This window comes from Vibrio sp. YT-15, from assembly GCF_033337445.1.
In the GTDB taxonomy this organism is placed as follows: Bacteria; Pseudomonadota; Gammaproteobacteria; order Enterobacterales; family Vibrionaceae; genus Vibrio; species Vibrio alginolyticus.
The window spans coordinates 407,753-424,787 of record NZ_JAWOQR010000004.1; the positions used below are offsets into that span (position 1 = coordinate 407,753).

18 protein-coding genes are annotated in these 17,035 nt (G+C 44.2%); 3 read left to right on the top strand and 15 right to left on the bottom strand.

From position 1 onward, the window contains the following. Positions 1-22: 22 nt before the first annotated feature. The 12 genes from R7D93_RS11010 to R7D93_RS11065 all read right to left on the bottom strand — a co-directional run bounded on the left by R7D93_RS11010 (position 23) and on the right by R7D93_RS11065 (position 11,492). The gene (locus tag R7D93_RS11010; protein ID WP_025768070.1) at positions 23-853 is read right to left on the bottom strand and encodes a DUF4198 domain-containing protein; all 831 of its coding nucleotides are present in this window, start codon (positions 851-853) and stop codon (positions 23-25) included. Positions 854-868: 15 nt separating this feature from the next. Beyond that, on the bottom strand, positions 869-1,408 hold the full coding sequence (locus R7D93_RS11015) for a DUF2271 domain-containing protein (protein ID WP_225496549.1): 540 nt from the start codon (positions 1,406-1,408) through the stop codon (positions 869-871). Positions 1,409-1,429: 21 nt separating this feature from the next. Further along, positions 1,430-2,059 carry a PepSY-associated TM helix domain-containing protein gene (locus R7D93_RS11020; RefSeq protein ID WP_021035904.1) on the bottom strand — a complete coding sequence of 210 codons (630 nt, stop codon included), beginning with the start codon at positions 2,057-2,059 and terminating at the stop codon, positions 1,430-1,432. Positions 2,060-2,192: 133 nt separating this feature from the next. Next, the gene (locus R7D93_RS11025; RefSeq protein ID WP_225496551.1) at positions 2,193-3,365 is read right to left on the bottom strand and encodes a tetratricopeptide repeat protein; all 1,173 of its coding nucleotides are present in this window, start codon (positions 3,363-3,365) and stop codon (positions 2,193-2,195) included. Further along, on the bottom strand, positions 3,362-3,982 hold the full coding sequence (locus tag R7D93_RS11030; protein ID WP_005374256.1) for an energy transducer TonB: 621 nt from the start codon (positions 3,980-3,982) through the stop codon (positions 3,362-3,364). Before R7D93_RS11030 ends, R7D93_RS11025 begins: the two co-directional genes overlap by 4 nt. After that, complete coding sequence (locus R7D93_RS11035) at positions 3,982-4,386, bottom strand: ExbD/TolR family protein (RefSeq protein ID WP_005374257.1); 405 nt, start codon at positions 4,384-4,386, stop codon at positions 3,982-3,984. The genes R7D93_RS11030 and R7D93_RS11035 overlap by 1 nt, the downstream gene beginning before the upstream one ends. Further along, positions 4,383-4,937 (bottom strand): MotA/TolQ/ExbB proton channel family protein, encoded by a 555-nt coding sequence (locus R7D93_RS11040; protein ID WP_017635540.1) that lies wholly within the window; start codon positions 4,935-4,937, stop codon positions 4,383-4,385. Before R7D93_RS11040 ends, R7D93_RS11035 begins: the two co-directional genes overlap by 4 nt. Further along, positions 4,937-6,304: a MotA/TolQ/ExbB proton channel family protein gene (locus tag R7D93_RS11045; RefSeq protein WP_053304674.1), complete on the bottom strand. Its 1,368-nt coding sequence runs from the start codon at positions 6,302-6,304 to the stop codon at positions 4,937-4,939. The genes R7D93_RS11040 and R7D93_RS11045 overlap by 1 nt, the downstream gene beginning before the upstream one ends. Further along, entirely contained in the window at positions 6,305-7,072 is a 768-nt protein-coding gene (locus R7D93_RS11050) for a DUF3450 domain-containing protein (protein ID WP_225496553.1), read from the bottom strand. It abuts the gene before it with no gap. A gap of 74 nt (positions 7,073-7,146) precedes the next feature. Further along, entirely contained in the window at positions 7,147-9,246 is a 2,100-nt protein-coding gene (locus R7D93_RS11055) for a TonB-dependent siderophore receptor (protein ID WP_053304676.1), read from the bottom strand. Positions 9,247-9,453: 207 nt separating this feature from the next. After that, positions 9,454-10,827 (bottom strand): sensor histidine kinase, encoded by a 1,374-nt coding sequence (locus R7D93_RS11060; RefSeq protein WP_225496555.1) that lies wholly within the window; start codon positions 10,825-10,827, stop codon positions 9,454-9,456. Next, positions 10,827-11,492 (bottom strand): response regulator transcription factor, encoded by a 666-nt coding sequence (locus R7D93_RS11065; protein WP_005386018.1) that lies wholly within the window; start codon positions 11,490-11,492, stop codon positions 10,827-10,829. Before R7D93_RS11065 ends, R7D93_RS11060 begins: the two co-directional genes overlap by 1 nt. A gap of 229 nt (positions 11,493-11,721) precedes the next feature. Between R7D93_RS11065 and R7D93_RS11070 the strand changes: the two genes are divergently transcribed. Next, the gene (locus R7D93_RS11070; protein ID WP_225496557.1) at positions 11,722-12,432 is read left to right on the top strand and encodes a glycerophosphodiester phosphodiesterase family protein; all 711 of its coding nucleotides are present in this window, start codon (positions 11,722-11,724) and stop codon (positions 12,430-12,432) included. A gap of 35 nt (positions 12,433-12,467) precedes the next feature. Here the strand turns inward: R7D93_RS11070 and R7D93_RS11075 are convergent, their stop codons facing one another. Further along, entirely contained in the window at positions 12,468-12,950 is a 483-nt protein-coding gene (locus R7D93_RS11075) for a murein L,D-transpeptidase family protein (RefSeq protein ID WP_225496560.1), read from the bottom strand. Between the two features lie 242 nt (positions 12,951-13,192). Here R7D93_RS11075 and R7D93_RS11080 point away from each other — a divergent pair, with 242 nt between their 5' ends. Together R7D93_RS11080 and R7D93_RS11085 are read left to right on the top strand one after the other, a co-directional pair. Continuing rightward, positions 13,193-14,188, top strand: a complete 996-nt coding sequence (locus tag R7D93_RS11080) for a 2-hydroxyacid dehydrogenase (protein ID WP_263856380.1) — start codon at positions 13,193-13,195, stop codon at positions 14,186-14,188. Between the two features lie 85 nt (positions 14,189-14,273). Further along, positions 14,274-14,630 (top strand): YibL family ribosome-associated protein, encoded by a 357-nt coding sequence (locus R7D93_RS11085; protein WP_005374274.1) that lies wholly within the window; start codon positions 14,274-14,276, stop codon positions 14,628-14,630. 163 nt (positions 14,631-14,793) lie between these two features. On the opposite strand, the gene R7D93_RS11090 is transcribed toward R7D93_RS11085, so the two are convergent. Continuing rightward, entirely contained in the window at positions 14,794-15,825 is a 1,032-nt protein-coding gene (locus R7D93_RS11090; RefSeq protein ID WP_225496569.1) for a cytosolic protein, read from the bottom strand. Between the two features lie 103 nt (positions 15,826-15,928). Then, entirely contained in the window at positions 15,929-16,690 is a 762-nt protein-coding gene (locus R7D93_RS11095) for a cytosolic protein (protein ID WP_225496571.1), read from the bottom strand. Between the last annotated feature and the right edge of the window lie 345 nt (positions 16,691-17,035).

A 17,035-nucleotide genomic window follows, 5' to 3' on the forward strand; every position in this document is an offset into this window, starting at 1 on the left:
GCAATTGCTGAGCCTAATTCGATTAGTTAAGTTGAGTTTCAAACGTAAGGTGAACATTGGCACTCGCTTTATCCGCCAATGGATTATCTTTCAATTCACCTTTGTAGTTCGCTTTCATTAAGTAGCGCCCGGCGACTTCTGGCGTGAAAATCACTTTGCCATCTTTATCGCTCACCACATCGATTTGTTCTTGATGGTTTCGGTACATGGTCCCTTCACGTGTAATCTCAGCAGTAACGCCCTCTTGTGGCTCTCCGTTAAAGAAAAACTGGAAAGTCACAGGCTCACCTTCAATGATGTCCGATGGATGCGTGATCGGTTTCATCTCTAGCATTTTGCCTTCAATCTCCAACGCTTTGTCCGTTGGCATACCAACCGTAATGTAGCTTTCTGCTCGGGTGTAACTTAGTTGAGTAACCACATCACGCGCTTGCTCGGGAAGCACATCACCACGCTCAGCTTTGCTTGCTCGCGCCCATTTCACCGTATCACGACGGCCCGCTTTGTATTGTGTGTAGTAGCTCGGCTGATTATTAATCGCAACTTTGTGCGTGCCTTCTTCTGTAAAAAAGAAATCAAACATAGAGCGACGCTTGCCACGAACAACAAAGTTAGGACGCTCAGAGCGGCCATCCGGCATCACCACAAATGCCTGATCACTACCCGCAGGCTTATCAAAAACAAACGTTCCGTGAGAGGCAGTAACATCAAATGTCAGCCAGTCACCGCCTTCTTTAGAAACCGTAAAGTGAGAGGGCAGAACCCAACGTGGATGTGCTTGCGCGGTGGTGGTTACAGCCAATCCCATTGCCATTACACTCGCCAATGCCACTGCTTTCATTTTGGTTTTCATTGTTGTGTCCTTTAATCACTTAACTTGATAATTGACGGTGATGACACCCGTCTCTTGTGTTGGTTTAAGCTCATAGCGCACGTCACTGTCCGCTAGCGTTATTTTTTGACGTAAGTAGTTTCGCCCACCGTGTTCACGAACGACCTCGACGTACAACGTGTAATTTCCTTGTTCCAAACGCTCCCCTGCGTCATTGGTTCCATCCCAGACAAAGCGGTATTGACCAGCAGAACGTGTTGCAGAAGTCACCGCATCAACAAGTTCACGATCATAACGACCCGCTTTTCTCCACCAGCTGCGTAGATCTTTTAACCATTCGTCTTTCCCTACCCATAACTGGATGGTTTTAACCGGTTTACGCTGATCGTTTTCAACCCAAACCGCCACATAAGGGCGTGCATACATTGAGGTATCTATCTTTGGAAGTTCGAGTTCGAAGTCGACCTTCGCGTTATCTGGTAGAGGCGCCGCGGAAAGAGAGAAAGGAGTAAAAGCCGCGATCAAAGCGGCTTTACAAAAGTGATTACGGCGGAAAAATCTTCCTGTGTTCAACATAAGTGTTCTCTAAAAAAGCTGTTATGGAACAGCAACAAAATAAATTACGAGCGACAGTAACGTACCAAAGCTCATCCATTGCATTGACGTTCTGAGCGTCTTCTTCTTAGGCAGTAACAAGCACACGCCTGTAAGAACAAAAAACACCATCAAAAGCGCAGTGACGTCGATAAACCACTTCCAAATCCCACCACTGTTGCGTCCTTTATGTAGATCGTTCAGCAGCGCAACAATACCGTAGTGCGTCGTTTCGACGTCTGCTGCACCAGTAGTCATATCAATAAAGACCGTAGCGTTATAACCCGGGCCTTTAAAATCCATAGAAAGCTCTCCGAGTAACAACTCACCTTGCTCAACTTCGGTATACACATCTAGTGCGGAGGGAGTGCCGCGAAGCTCGGTTTCTTTAGTCAAGAAAGCTACCAGTTCTTCACGATTAGGTTGAAAGGTATCTGAATGTGAGAATAGAACTGAGTGCGGAACCGTCAGAGTATGTTGTTGAATGATAGGTTCACTGCGTTCAAACAATTCGGGGCGATTGAGGGTAATACCAGTTACTGCAAAAAACAGCGTAACTAAGAGAAGAGCCATCGAAATATAGATATGTAGGCGGCGAGCCCAAGTTTGAACACCTTTGCTTTTAAGCAACATAGAAACAATCATCACCAATAAATGTGGGGCATAATTTAGGTGATAATCATTCGTATTGGCATTTAATTTACATTGTTTACTTTAAACAAAAAAATACCCGAGACTGAGCTCGGGTATTTAATAAAAATGTTCGCTATGAGTTCTGCGTCGATTCTACTTTGCGTAGCTGTGATAGATACTTAACCCAACTTTTTGCCTGATTCGATGGCTTAATCTCATTCGCTCTTTTGGCATTAGCGAGCGCATCGTCAAACCGCTTAAGTTTGTAGTAAGCGCGAGTTTTGATAAGTGCAACATCCGCTTTACGACCTCTGACCTTATCGAGCGCGGCAATGGCATCTTTATAATGGCCTTCTTGCACCAACAGTTGAGAATAGTTCCAGTAATACTGCCTATCTAGCTGAGCTGCAATACGCCAGCTATCAATAGACTCTTCCCACTCTTTTGCCATTTGCCAATATGTTGCTTGCTGAGCTTTTAGCTTACTATTCGAGTTTACATCCTCTAGCTCGTTCATCACCAACGCAGCTATCTCAGGAATACCTCGTTTCGCGTACAATTGTGCCAGCAGCTTTAAGTCATCTTGGCTAAGTTGTAACCCTTTCAGTTTTGCCAACGCCAAAGAGTCTAGGGCACGTTTGTTGTCATCAACCCGTAGGTATAGAGCAACAAGCTGACGCCACCATTCAATTCGTTCAGGTTCAATCACGATTAAGCGTTTGATGGTCGAGATTGCCGGCTTCCACTTTTTCAGTTCTAGCTCAGCAGAAAGCTTTATCGACAATGCGCCAAGCTTGTCTGGCTGACCAAATTTCTCATAACGAGCCATTGCTGAAAGCACTTTTTGCCACTGACTCAGTTGATAATGAGATTGGGAAATACGCAGCCATAGCTCATGCGCTTTTTGACCTTTAGGAATGTTTTGGCTCAAGGCATAGTAATGAGGTAACGCCTTAGAAAAACGTTGCTCGTTCAGCAGTATATCAGCCAACATTTTTCGGGTTTGCCATGCTTGCTCATCTTGTAGCAAACCACTATTGACTGCCAACTCAAGTTGCTTAATCGCCGCTTGAGTTTGCTCATTCTGCCAGTAAAAAATACCCAACATTCGAGCGACATAAGCTTGATCATATCCACGAGAAAGCTCCATAGCTTCAAGAGATGAAATCGCTTCTTTCAGTTTCTCTTCTTGAGCCAAATTATGTGCTCGTTGAACTCTCGCTGCGGTGTATTGGCTTAACTCACTGGCAATGGTTGAGAGTGCACTCAGGCTTAATACCGTACCGATTAAGAATTTTTTCATCATTTGGCTAACTTGAACTCCACTTTAGCGGTTTGTCCGAACTGCTCAATTGACACACCATCCTCAACTTTTGGCTGATACTTCCATTTTTTAAGCGCACGGATTGCTTCCCTTTCAAACATGCGCTCGGGCTCAGCCTCGATCACTTCAATATCTTTTGGTCGTCCAGTTGCATCGATCGTGAAACGCATAATGACATAACCTTCCACTCTACGTTTCAGCGCCTTACTTGGATAGCGAGGATCAACACGATACAACGGCAGTGCTTGCTGGTTGCCCATTGTTCCCTTCAAGTTTGGGGCGCTAATCGCGATGCCTTCAAGGGCTGTGTTTAAACCTAAAGCACTGACTGGCGTCATCTGACTCATTGGTTCCATTTGAGTGTCAGCTTGAGACAGATCCATTGGCTCCGGCGCTTGAGGTGGCTCTGGTTGCTCCGGCACTGAACGTTGACGACGCTGCACGTCTGCTTCATTCTCTACCATCACCATATCAAAACGAACGGCTTCTGAAGCTTCTGGTGCACGCTGGTTGCCTTTATCAACCATCCACGCCATAAAGCTAAACAAGCTCACAGAAATTAACAGTGATGCTGGTAGTGCAAGTAACAGCCTGCCCATTAAGGTTTCTCCGCCGCCAATGCAATGTTCTTCACACCCGCCGCCTTTGCAGCGTCCATCACTTTCACGACAGTGCCATTGTAAGCATGCTCGTCAGCTTGGATAACTAACGAGGCATCAGGCTGATCAAGTAACAGGTGCTCAATAGAGGCCTCAACACGCTCAATATCAACCACTCGTTTGTCGATGTACACATCATTCGCTGCCGTTACTGCGATAAAAATGCCCGCATCTTTTTGGCTTACTACATTAGAAGCCTGAGGGCGATTCACTTCTACACCGGATTCACGTACAAACGAACTGGTCACAATGAAGAAGATCAACATGATGAAGACGATATCAAGCATCGAGGTTAAATCGACTTGAGCTTCATCTTGTTGGTTAGGTCTGCGTCCGAGTCTCACTTTTGACTCCTTAAAGATTGTTCTAACTGGATAGCTTTTCGTTCACACACTTTGCTAAGACGAGCATGAATAAACATGCCCGCAAGCGCTGCTACCATACCTGCCATGGTTGGCAGCGTAGCAAGTGAGATACCAGAAGCCATCAATTTCGGATTGCTGCTGCCTTGCGATGCCATTACGTCAAACACCGTAATCATGCCTGTCACCGTCCCTAACAACCCTAGCATTGGGCAAACCGCCACAAGTAGCTTAATAGTCGATAGGTTTTGGCGCAGTTCGATTTGCGCTTTTGCAATCCATCCTTCACGGATTTGATGCGCGTACCAAGAGTGGTGCTCTGATCTTGCTTGCCACTGCTCACAAAGCTGTTTTTTTACCCCAGGGAAAACCGTTGTGAGATAAATAACTCGCTCCATAACCAACAGCCAGCACACCGCCACGACGGCGGCCAGCCACCATAGGATTTGACCACCTTGCTGCATAAAGCTCATCAATGTTGTGGCCCAATCCTCACTGATCAAACCCAATGTGCTGAGTAGGATCTGCTCCATTACGCTGCGTTCTCCGCTAAGGTGTTAGAGTGACTTTTGTTACTCGGCATATCACGCTCAGCTTGTTCTGCAACTAAACCGATGCCTTGTTTTTCTAAGATACTGCGAATATTTTCTGCTTGAGAGCTCAATACGTTGTGCGCTAATAGCAAAGGCATGGCTGAAACAAGGCCAAGTACGGTAGTCACAAGTGCCATTGAAATACCACCCGCCATTACTTTCGGATCACCATTACCAAATTGAGTGATGACTTGGAAGGTTTCGATCATACCCGTTACCGTGCCTAGTAGGCCAAGCATAGGAGCTAGAGCAGCAAGAAGCTTAAGCATCGACAACCCTTTTTCTAGGTGGGTTTGCTCATCAACAACAGCTTCCAAAAGACGTAGTTCTAACGCTTCTACGCTGCGATGCTTGTCTTTCTGGTATACCGCAAGCACGCGACCCAAAGGGTTGTCTCCTGGCTGCACTGGGGTTTTCAGTTGCTTCATGATTTTCTGGCGCGAAATCATCAGTGATGCACCACGTACGAGCGCAATCAATAGGCCGATAGCCAATAAACCAAGGATGATTTTACCGACAACGCCACCCGCATTTAGGCGATCAGCCAAAGTCGGTGAGTTTGCAAGCTGTTCAAGAAGAATGCCACGTGACGGATCAATGACAAGTGCATCAATGTCACCAGAGGAAATAGTATTCGCTGTTGGACCGTTCTCAGGCTGACGAAGATAGTTTACCGCGTCTCCGCGTTGACCATTCCACTTAACGTAGCCAGTCTTATCCAGCAGCGCCATAGAACCAAGACGAACACCATTAACCGTTTGTTCACGACCTTCGCCATTTAGCAGTGTGAAAGAGACGTTTGCCATTTCACCGCTTGCTTTGATTTGTTCTTCCATGCTGCGCCACATCGCCTGAAGTTGGGTCAACGTTGGCAGTGATTTAGCCGCAACAATAGCATCGATATCTTTCTGATATGAGTTTGCATCAACACCGGTTACTGAGCTTTTTAGCTCAGACTCTAGCTCTTTTGCGTTCTGGCGAACGACGCCAAATAACTCACCTAGGCTCCCGGTTTCTAGACGCAACTTTTCTTCTAGCTGTGCCAGTTCTGCTTCATTTTCACCGAAGGTAACACTTAATGAGTCCGCTTCTGCTTGAAGAGCAGCCCGCTCTGCCACCAATTTATTCTTTATAGCCTGTAGCTCTTGCTCTGTTTGCTTAAAACCTGATTCACGCGCGACATTGTGCGATTGCTGTTGACGATTTTCTTGCTGCGCCTTTTGTAACAACGCATCACTAGCAAAAGTTGTATGAGGCATTAATGCGGCTGTCGAGATTAATGCAACCGATAACCATTTTTTCATCATTTATTTGCCCTCCGCAGCGGTTAACGACACTGGCAGAGTTAACATACTCGGCGCGATCTGTTTATTCGCCATAGCGAACGCTTTGTCTAGCTCTGATTTTTGCTCAGAACCCACTTGTTGCCATGCTTGTTGTTGCTGTGACCAGCTCCAAAATGAGTCACCAGATAAGCTACGCGCTACCAAAGACAAACGCCCTAAATAGAGAATGTCCGCCTCCACAGCTTCATTGTCACCTAGGTTAATCTTGCCTTGGTAAACGCCAAGCTTGGTGCCATAATCCATTTCAATTTGGTACGCTTCTAAAATACGACGAAACTTCTCTGCATCTGCAACGTCTGCACGCGTCATCATGGAATCCAGCTTTGCAATTCGCTCCTCACGCTGCGTTTTGCGTATAGGCTTGTCGTTAGCGACGAGCACTTTTAAGCCCTCAAGCATGTGATACATCAAAGGCACGACACCTTGACGAGTTTGAGCAATCTGCTCAATTTGCTCGTTCAAGCTATCAACTTCTTGATTTTGGCTCTCAACAAGGCTTGCAAGATGATCGCGATAAATCTTCAAGTTACCGACTTCCTCTTGCAGCTGCTCAATTTCAGCTTCTAGAGTAAGTGATTTTTCTGCGCTTGCATCAATACGTTTTTGGCTTACCGCCGACGACTGGTTTGTTTTACTCTGCACAGCTTGTGCATCGTTTAAGTTCGCCGCGTGAGCGGGAATCAAAACCGATGATATCAACAGAGCGATACTTGATTTCATTAGATTCATACGAGTTATATTTCTGTGCTCCAAAAACGACCAAAGGGGAAGACTACCCTTCCCCTCTAATAATCAAATTGTTATCAGTACTTGAACTGGATTGTTGCCATGTAGTTGCGGCTTTCTCCAACCACAACCCCACTCGCACCTTTTTGCTCGCTATTCGTGCTACCACCACCTGCGAAGTAGTCGGTATCGAATAAGTTTTCGACATTGAATCGAGCAATAATATCCAAGTTTTCATCGTACTTATGTTTGTATGACACGCCCATATCAACGCGAGCGTAGCCATCTTTCTTGAAGGTGTTCTTTGCATCACCGTAGCGATCACCTTCATAAATCAAACCAAGGTTTAAGTTAGTGTTGTCTTGAACCTTGTAGCTAGACCATAGACTTGCCGAGAACTCTGGCACGTCTACAGGGCGGTTACCCTCGAATTTTTTATCCGCTTTCGTCAACTCTGCATCCAAATACATTGCAGAAGCCGTTAGCGACAACTCTGGGGTCACAAAACCTTGAGCCATTAACTCAGCACCTTTGTGAACTTGCTCACCACCTTGCGTTTTCTTGTGTAGGAGATTGCCGCCCGCGTCTTTGCCGCTTTCAACATCCAGCGAGATGTTCTCTAACGTGATATCAAACACTGCACCAGATACAAATAAGCGCTGATCAAACAGTTCCCACTTAGTTCCGATCTCGTAAGAGATACCACGCTCTGCGTCTAGCTTCTCACCATCATTGATATACTTTTTGCCACGACCACTGCTGACTTCACCTTGCGGCATAAAGCTTTCAGAGTACTGAACGTAAACCGAGCCATTCGTCGCTGGGTGGAAAATTACACCAAATTTTGGAGAAACCTGGTTTTCGGTCAGGTCATCATCACGCTTTTCGTCATAACGAACACCTGCAAGCACTTGCCAGTAATCATTAATCGTCATCATATTTTGCGCGTAGATACCCCAAGTATCGTGCTCGCTTGTGGACTGTTTAACTTTCCCTGAGTAGCCAGGACGAGGCACTGTCTGACCGGCTTCTATACTTATAGGGTTGTAATACTTTTGGAAACGGTCATAGGTATACTCTAGATAGTTCGCACCTACCAAAAACGTGTTATCTGTACCAAACAGAGAAAAGTCCGTCGTCACATCTATATATGCAGTATCAAACACCCAATTATCTTTGCGTTCGTTACCAGAATGGTCGATCTTAGTATCTTGGTCATAAGTTTCGAAACCTGGGTAAGACTCCACATCAAAACGCTTAAAGTCTTGACGGTTGTAACCTGCTTTTACGTTCACGTTATCCGTGACTTGCGCATTAATATCGACACCGTAGTTTTCTACTTCGTTATCAATTTCAGACCACTGCGCATCCCAAATGTACTTATCACCGCGAACCGCTTTGCCATCAACAATGTATGCGCCAGAGTCCACGCTACCATCGTCTTTCGTGCGATCGTAATGAGCCGATACCATAAAGTTGTCGGTGATGTCGTACTCAACCACTAGGCCCGCTACCGTACGATCTGTTTCTGGCTCTGTACCATCGCCGTATCTGCGCCAAGAGCCGTAGCTTTCTTTGGCAAAAATTGCGCGCGCACGCAGTGTCTCTGCATCATTTAGTGCGCCACTCACATCAAGCACAGTGCGTGAGTGATCGTTCGAACCTAGATCTTGACTCAAACTTGCTTGTGTTTGAGTTGTTGGTTTTTTCGAAACCATGTTTACCAAGCCACCCGGCTCAGATTTGCCGTATAGCAGACCTGATGGACCTTTAAGCACTTCAACACGCTCTAAAAGCTCAATTGGCTGACGGTAATGTGACCAGTGTTGACGACCATCACGAAGAAAACCGTCTGAACTGCTAAGTTCAAAACCACGTAGAGAGAAACGTTCGCGGTTACGGCTTGTACCACCCGCGCTAACACTTGCATCGTTACGTAGCACTTCACCAAGTGTACTTGCACGCTGCTCATCAATTACCGTTTCATCGATAACCGCTACTTGTCCCGGCGTTTCCAGCTGCGTCATTTCCATGCGCATTGCTGTACTGTTTGTATCTGCCTTGTAGCCGAACTCTCGACCTTCTACAACTACATGTTCGTCTGTTTGAACTTCCGCCACTGCAGGTGTTGCTAACACTGCACCGATCACTAACGCCAAATGGCTCTTAGTAAACATATCCTTTCACTCCGATTATTATTTTTCGGGTCACATACTTGTTGAATGCGATTCCCTCTTAATTATTTCGCGGGTGAATATAAGTGATAAGTATTACCATTTGCATTAAATTTACATTCTTTGCATTTGCAAACTTTTGTAAAGTACTCTCTGATGATGCGCCATGATAATGTGACGTTAATCACAAAAATTACGACTTAATCATACTTATTGCTTGAACACTAAAGTAACCCTCAGACCACCTTGCTCACGGTTTTTCGCCGTAACTGCTCCACCCATAATACGCATGGATTCTTTGACAATCGCAAGACCTAAACCGTAGCCACCAAGCTTTTTATCTCTAGAAGCATCTAAGCGTGTAAACGGATCAAAAATATCGACCAGCTTGTTCTCTGGAATACCAGGCCCATTATCAGATACTGACATGATGGTGAACTGCTGCCCTTCTTTGACATAATTTTCCAGAGAAACTTCTATCTGAGATGCTTGTCCTGAATATTTAATGGCATTACCAATAAGATTGTTCAAACAACGAATGACCAGCGTTTCTTCACAAATGGCTTTAGCACATACAGCTTCTGAGCGGAAAGACAACGTCTGTTCTGACTTCAAATCTATTTTGCAACGTTCTACTTGCGGGGAGAGCAAAACTTCTAAATCACAGCGTTTCGTGGCTTTGTCGAAGCGCGCATTTTCCAAGCGACTGAACTCCAATATATCGCTGATCAAATGGTTTAGCTCTTTTGCTTCATCTTCTAGCCTTGTCACTAGGCTTTGCTCACTTTCTCCAACACGCTTTCGCAAAAGATGCAGAACCAAGTTCTGCCTCGCTAACGGCGTTCTCAATTCGTGAGAGACATCTCTTATAAGCAGTCGCTGCTTTTCAGCGAGAGAATGAATCTGTTGCGTCATGTGATCGAAGTCTTGCGCTAACTCGTTAAACTCACGCGTGCTCGACTTCAGCTCTTTCACGACACTAACATTAAAATCGCCATTAGATAGCTTTTTGCTTGCTTCTCTCAATCGATCCAATGGTTGCTGTAAGTTACGTGCCATTAGCAGCGAAAAGAGCGCCAAAATAACCACTGCAATCACGACTTTGAGAATAGAGAAATACAGAATGAAGTCATTTGCAGGGTGCAGTCGATGTGGCAATTGAATCACTAAAGTATTGCCATGAACTAAAGGAATATTGATGATGGGGCGATTCACTTTCCCCTCAAGTTGATCATCGATGCTTCTCTTAAATTGAAGTTTGAACTCGAAGTGCGGATGCATCAGACGGTGCGTAACTGGTTGCTGATGTTCATTCAACACAAATAAATAAAAGTTTTGCGCATTTGCCCAGTCAGCAAGTTCGTCCATGTCTCCGTGCTCAATCAATACGTTAGCTTGATGTGCAAGGTCTAGCATTTCTTCTCGCACACTATCGGGCACTTTCAACATGGCTTTCACCAGAGCTTGTTCCGCTAAGGATTGCACGACCAAAATGCTAATGACAATTGCGGTCATGCAACTAAATAACTTGAACGCTAAGCTGTCTTTACGTTTTGCAATAAAAGGTGGACACCGGAGCTTCATTAACGGTTTACAGCCTCTAAATAACTGTAACCTTTGCCACGGAAGGTTTTGATATGTTGCTTGGAAAGCCCCGCCTCAACTAACTTGCGACGTATGTTACTGATGTGCATATCAAGGTTGCGATCAAAAGGACTCAGCTCTTTCTTTAACACTTCGGTTTGAAGCTCTGCTTTTGAAATCACGACTCCTTGGTTTTTTACCAAGTAGCTCAATAGTTCAGCTTCCGTACTTGTGAGGGGTAAGCTATTAAGCTGGTCACTGATCGTTTGAACGGTACTACACATCGTCTGACGTTGACGTTCCAAGCCAACACGACGAAGAATCGCTTTGATGCGCATTAGAAGCTCAGCGACATTAAAAGGCTTTCCGATATACTGATCGGCCCCCGCTTGGTAACCATCAAGCATCGAGTTTTCATCGTTGAGAGCGGTAAGCATTAGAATAGGTGTCGCGAAGCGCTGACAGATCCTACGAGCAACTTGCATGCCGTTAAGGTTTGGTAACATGACATCAAGCAATACAAGATCTACAGGCGTTTTTTCCATATATTGCAGCGCACTTTCACCGCAATGCACAGAAGAGACGATGTAGCCCTCCTCTTGCAAAACCGCTTCTAACAGCTCACACAAAGGAACGTCATCATCGACTATCAAAACTCGTGACATTACCACTCACCATTCAAATAAAAATGGTTCGCATTTTATTACTCATTTACCAATTAAACAACTAACACTCTAATGCTTTAAGTCCACAGGACTCAGTCCAAGAAGCAACAACGTGCCATTAGAGTTTAATGTTCACTTTTACTAAAGGTTCCTAACAATATGCACCTAGATATATCTTCATAGAAAAAACGAGTACAATCTGGCAACCGCAAAGCAAAAGATAAAGCGAATGGAAACGTTATTAATTGGTCACCGTGGCGTGGCAGGTTCATACCCTGAGAATACAAAAATAAGCATTCAGGCAGCCATTGACCTGGGGTTGAGGTGGGTGGAAGTGGATATACAGCCTACCAAAGATAATGTTTTAGTGGTTTGCCATGATCATACCGTCAATCGATGCAGCAATGGACAAGGCCGTGTTGATGAGCTCACCCTGGAAGAGTTAAAAGCATTAGATTTCGGTAGTTGGTTTAGCACAGACTTTTCAGGCGAGAAGATCGTGACACTAGATGAACTGCTCACTTTAGCTACTGAGAATAAGCTTAACTTGAATATCGAAGTTAAAGTAGACAACCATCCAGCGGAAGAAGTGGCGCAGACTCTCGCCAATGCGTTAACAAAAAGTCCAATGCCGCAAGAGAATGTACTCCTATCGAGCTTTAGTCATGACGTCATTAGAGCGATGCACAAATACTGCAGTGGCTACCGATTGGGTGTGTTAAGTGAATTCTTTACGAGAAAAGATAAACGCCTTTTGGAAGAAGTTAGTGCCTATAGCTGCAACCTAAACATTAACTGGGTTCGTACTCGCCAGATAAACAAACTCCAACAAGCCGGTTACAAAGTGATGTGCTATACGGTGAACAATCCAAATAAACTGAAATACCTGCCTCAGTTAGACGGTATTTTTAGTGATCATCCACAGCGCTTTATGCCATAGCCTATAAGAGCCAGAACATTAAAGGGGACCTTTTGTTACCACTCAATCTGAATTGGTGTCCCCATCTCGACAAGCTGGATAAATTCGTCCATCTCCTCGTTGGTAATCGCAATACACCCATTAGTCCAATCAAAACTTTGGATGTAAATCGGCAACTGACTCTCACCGTTTTTTAAGCCATGAATTTTGATGTTCCCTCCAGGGGACACACCTCGGCGCTTCGCTTCCAACGTATCAATCGCATCAGGGTAACTGATATGCACAGAACGATAAAAAGCAGAGTCCTCTATAACATAATCTAGAGTGTATTCGCCCTCTGGTGTGCGATTGTCTCCCTCTTCTTGTTTATGTCCTTGAGGGTTCGCTCCTAAAGCAATTCGGTATTCTTTTAGCACTGCTCCTTGTTCCATCAAATACATTCGACGCTTAGACTTGTCGACTTTAACGAGGTCAACAGCTGCGTGAGTGCCAGAAGCAAACATACAACACAAGAACATAGAGCACCATTTTACTGACATTGTCGTAACGCCTAAGCTAATAAAGTGAACAAGAAAAGAGCGATAATGCTAGTCAGTTAATGCTCGTAAAGCAAACAGTATCTAATGCGGAACCGTAAGATAGCACTCGCTGAAAGGCGTACTTCTTATTGTTATGTGATACAACAAAAGTCAAAGAGAAGATTTCTCTATTCATTGCGGCTAAGTTGCATTACTTTATAAGCATATTTATTTATAAAGTCCGCACTTTTTGAGAGGGAACCATGATTAACATTGCTTTTTTTAGTGCAAAATCCTACGACGAAGCCTCTTTTAATAAAATTAAAAATAACCGCGATTTTGAATTCCACTATCACGACTTCCGACTAACCGAAAAAACAGCCAAGATGGCGCACGGCAGTGATGTTGTATGTGCGTTCGTTAATGATGATCTTTCAGCTCCCGTTCTTAAACAGCTTTCTCTGGGCGGGACCAAGCTTATTGCTATGCGCTGCGCGGGATTTGATAAAGTTGATCAACAAGCAGCCAAAGAACTAGGCTTACAAGTGGTTCGAGTTCCTGCTTACTCACCAGAAGCAGTGGCAGAGCACACGGTTGGTTTAATGATGTGCCTAAACCGCCGTCTTCACAAGGCCTACCAACGCACACGTGACGCCAACTTCTCGCTAGAGGGTCTTGTTGGCTTTAACTTTTACGGAAAAACTGTTGGTGTTATTGGTACGGGTAAGATTGGTATCGCGACGATGCGTATCTTCAAAGGGCTTGGCATGGAGCTGCTTTGCTACGACCCCTACGAAAACCCATTAGCGCTAGAAATGGGAGCCCGTTACTGTTCGCTTGAAGAAATCTACGCTAATGCGGATGTTATCTCTCTCCATTGTCCAATGAGTGAAGAAAACTATCACTTATTGAACGAAAAAGCCTTCGCGCAAATGAAAGATGGTGTAATGATCATTAACACCAGTCGAGGCGAGTTGCTAGATTCACTAGCGGCGATAGAAGCGTTGAAACAAGGTAAGATTGGTGCGCTTGGCCTAGACGTGTATGACAATGAAAAAGACTTATTCTTCCAAGATAAATCTAACGATGTCATTGTAGATGATGTTTTCCGCCGTTTATCGGCTTGTCATAACGTGCTGTTTACTGGCCACCAAGCATTCTTGACTCACGAAGCACTTAATAACATTGCCTCTGTGACGCTTGATAACGTCGAAGCCTTCTTCGATGGTAACGTATCGGGCAATGAACTGATTAACTAAAGCCAGGCAATCGAGAAGTATAGTAGAGCGTGTGATCTCAGCTATGCTATACTTCTCGACTATTTAAAATTTGAGCCAAATTACCATGAGCATAAAAACTGATATTCAAAAGCTGCACAACCGTTTAGATACATGCCAACGTAAACTTGATGCGGCACGTTCTCGTGGTGATCACGAAATGATTACAAAGTTCACGGATGAAGTAGAACAGCTTACCAAAAAGCTTAACCAGTTAAAGCACAAGCAAAACTATGAGCTGAACAAAGAACGTAAAAGCTTACTTGATATGCCTTTCTCTCGTGAAATCACCAAAGCAGAACAAGCGGACATCGGCAAACTGAAAAAACGCGTACGCGGCTTAGTAATCGTTCACCCATTAACAAAAGTTGGTAAAGAACTTCGCCTTGATGTGATGACAGGCTTTGCACCAAAAGAGTTTTAAAACTCGCATTAACATTTATGGAGCCCAAGCATTTGCTTGGGCTTTTTATTTTGTACTGCTTCATTAGATTTCATCGACATATCAATCCATAAGCTATTAAAAAGGCCAGCGACAAAAGCCACTGACCTATTTCGACCAATATCGTCCGCATTACATCTCAACGTTACGACAGTTGCTGCAACTTGTGCTCCACAACAGGATCATTCGGAACCAACTGCTGAGCGACTTCCAAAAGCTGTACTGCATCTTTCGGGTTGTCATACTCTTGCTTAAGTGCAATATCAACAAGTGGCCGAATATCGATTTGCGCTTGATGCTCCTTCACATGTTCTTTCTTTTCTTCAATTAGTACATTATGAGCGGTACTCAGTAAGTTTAAACGATGCTGTGAGCTCGCATTCGCCTTGTTAAGGCACTGATAGTAATCTTCTTTTAAGCGCAGCGTTTTGGTCTGATGACGAAACTGCGCTATATCTATCTTCTGATAACGTATAAAGTCTACGGCCACTTGCTTGTAAAAACCGAATTTATTCAAATACGTCGCGTGGGTACCATGTCCCATCCCGAAGACTCTTAAGTGAGTGAGCTCTGGGTAGCGTTTGGCGTGAAGGCGGTCGATTTCATTAGTTGGATCATAAATGATGTAGCCTTTTGCATCGCCAAGGTCAAGGTCATGATACTTTCCTTCCCAATCAAATTGTTGGGCTAGTTCAGTACTTGGCCTATCATCCCATGGCACCAAAACTTTGTTTTTTGTGCTGACCGGGTGAAACATCAATACTTGATCCAATTTTAATAGATTAGAAAATGCACCAATAGCAAAACCACCGCGGCTAAGTCCATAGCCTAAACGACATTCAAAGGGCTCAAGTAAAGTCGACAGTTGCTCTAGAAAGAAAATCAAATTACGGCTGCGAAACCAGTTACTTTTCCCAAGATGCTGAAATGAAATAATATTTACTTTTTGTTTCTGGGCTAAGCGATAACCCCAAGGCGCAAAGTCTGAGTGTAAGTCCTGTACTTGTAGATTCGTACCAGCAGGGGAAAAGGTGAACAACAACGGTTTATTACGGTCGACAAACTCATACTTAACAAACACATCATCAAGTAAGTCCTCCCCGGACATCGGTAGCCTGGTTTGCTGTTCTTCAACAGAAAGAGCCTGCCATTCATCCAACCAGTACAGTAACTTCATTAATCCTCCATCTAAATTGCGCCTAGCAATTGTGTTAAAAATCTAGTTTTTAGTGTGTGATCATCTCCCCCTGGTTACAGGGGACTCTGATATCAGTCCTCTTTTAAAACAAAGCGTGAATTTGCTTATTAAATTGGTCAATATCTAAGGTTTGATGGCGAACAAACTCCTGCGCCACCAGATTAAAAAATTCTAATTTATCTAATTGTGTGGATTGAGTGCCGTGTCCCATACCGACGACTTTTAAATGGGTAAGCTCTGGATAACGTTCAGCATGAAGACGATCAATGCGATTGGATGGGTCATAAATAATATAACCTTTGGCATTGCCCAAATCTCGATCATGGTAGCCGCTTTCCCAAGCAAACTGCTGAGCAAGCTCAGTACTCGGCCGATCATCCCAAGGCACCAACGCTTTATTTTTTGTGCTAACAGGATAAAACAACAAAAGATGTTCTAATTTCAGCAAGTTAGCGAACGCGCCAATTGCAAAGCCACCTTGACTTTGCCCATAACCCAAACGACATTTGAAGGGATGAAGTAACTCAGATATCTGCTCCAGAAAGAAAATCAAATTCCGACTACGGAACCAATTACTTTGTCCTAAATGTTGAAAGGCAATAATGTTTACTTGTTGTTGTATTCCGAGCTCGTAGCCCCAAGGAGAAAAATCCGGAGTTAAGTCTTGTACCTGCACATCAGTACCGGAAGGAGAAAATGTGAATAACAATGGCTTGTTAAGATCGACGAGTTCATACTTCACAAATACATCATCAAGTAAATCGTAGCCAGAGATAGGTAAAGCCATCTCTTGTTCTTGCTGAGTAAGAGCTTGCCATTCATCTAACCAGTAAAGTAGCTTCATTTTTTCTCCAAGTGCATCCGCAGTATTTAGACTGGAACTCTATCAAAATGCGTTTAAGCATCCCACGTTGAGACTTAAAAAAGCTCTATTTGAAGCCCAAATGGCGTATGGAAATGTCTTCGATTGAAGGTATTACTGCGTAAACTAAACCCAAAGTAGGTACGCAAAAACTTGAAGAAAGAGCTAGAGAAAAACCAATTAGAAGTTTCGATAACAGCGGTTAAAAAACAGCAGATACAAAAAAACCGCTGTAAGAACAGCGGTTTTTTAAAAGTGGCGGAGAGATAGGGATTTGAACCCTAGATACGCTATTAACGTATGCCGGTTTTCAAGACCGGTGCTTTC

Bases quoted from the DNA above. Each gene is read 5' to 3' on its own strand.
- R7D93_RS11010 (WP_025768070.1), bottom strand. From the start codon at position 853: ATGAAAACCAAAATGAAAGCAGTGGCATTGGCGAGTGTAATGGCAATG.
- R7D93_RS11015 (WP_225496549.1), bottom strand. From the start codon at position 1,408: ATGTTGAACACAGGAAGATTTTTCCGCCGTAATCACTTTTGTAAAGCC.
- R7D93_RS11020 (WP_021035904.1), bottom strand. From the start codon at position 2,059: ATGTTGCTTAAAAGCAAAGGTGTTCAAACTTGGGCTCGCCGCCTACAT.
- R7D93_RS11025 (WP_225496551.1), bottom strand. From the start codon at position 3,365: ATGATGAAAAAATTCTTAATCGGTACGGTATTAAGCCTGAGTGCACTC.
- R7D93_RS11030 (WP_005374256.1), bottom strand. From the start codon at position 3,982: ATGGGCAGGCTGTTACTTGCACTACCAGCATCACTGTTAATTTCTGTG.
- R7D93_RS11040 (WP_017635540.1), bottom strand. From the start codon at position 4,937: ATGGAGCAGATCCTACTCAGCACATTGGGTTTGATCAGTGAGGATTGG.
- R7D93_RS11045 (WP_053304674.1), bottom strand. From the start codon at position 6,304: ATGATGAAAAAATGGTTATCGGTTGCATTAATCTCGACAGCCGCATTA.
- R7D93_RS11050 (WP_225496553.1), bottom strand. From the start codon at position 7,072: ATGAATCTAATGAAATCAAGTATCGCTCTGTTGATATCATCGGTTTTG.
- R7D93_RS11055 (WP_053304676.1), bottom strand. From the start codon at position 9,246: ATGTTTACTAAGAGCCATTTGGCGTTAGTGATCGGTGCAGTGTTAGCA.
- R7D93_RS11060 (WP_225496555.1), bottom strand. From the start codon at position 10,827: ATGAAGCTCCGGTGTCCACCTTTTATTGCAAAACGTAAAGACAGCTTA.
- R7D93_RS11065 (WP_005386018.1), bottom strand. From the start codon at position 11,492: ATGTCACGAGTTTTGATAGTCGATGATGACGTTCCTTTGTGTGAGCTG.
- R7D93_RS11070 (WP_225496557.1), top strand. From the start codon at position 11,722: ATGGAAACGTTATTAATTGGTCACCGTGGCGTGGCAGGTTCATACCCT.
- R7D93_RS11075 (WP_225496560.1), bottom strand. From the start codon at position 12,950: ATGTCAGTAAAATGGTGCTCTATGTTCTTGTGTTGTATGTTTGCTTCT.
- R7D93_RS11080 (WP_263856380.1), top strand. From the start codon at position 13,193: ATGATTAACATTGCTTTTTTTAGTGCAAAATCCTACGACGAAGCCTCT.
- R7D93_RS11085 (WP_005374274.1), top strand. From the start codon at position 14,274: ATGAGCATAAAAACTGATATTCAAAAGCTGCACAACCGTTTAGATACA.
- R7D93_RS11090 (WP_225496569.1), bottom strand. From the start codon at position 15,825: ATGAAGTTACTGTACTGGTTGGATGAATGGCAGGCTCTTTCTGTTGAA.
- R7D93_RS11095 (WP_225496571.1), bottom strand. From the start codon at position 16,690: ATGAAGCTACTTTACTGGTTAGATGAATGGCAAGCTCTTACTCAGCAA.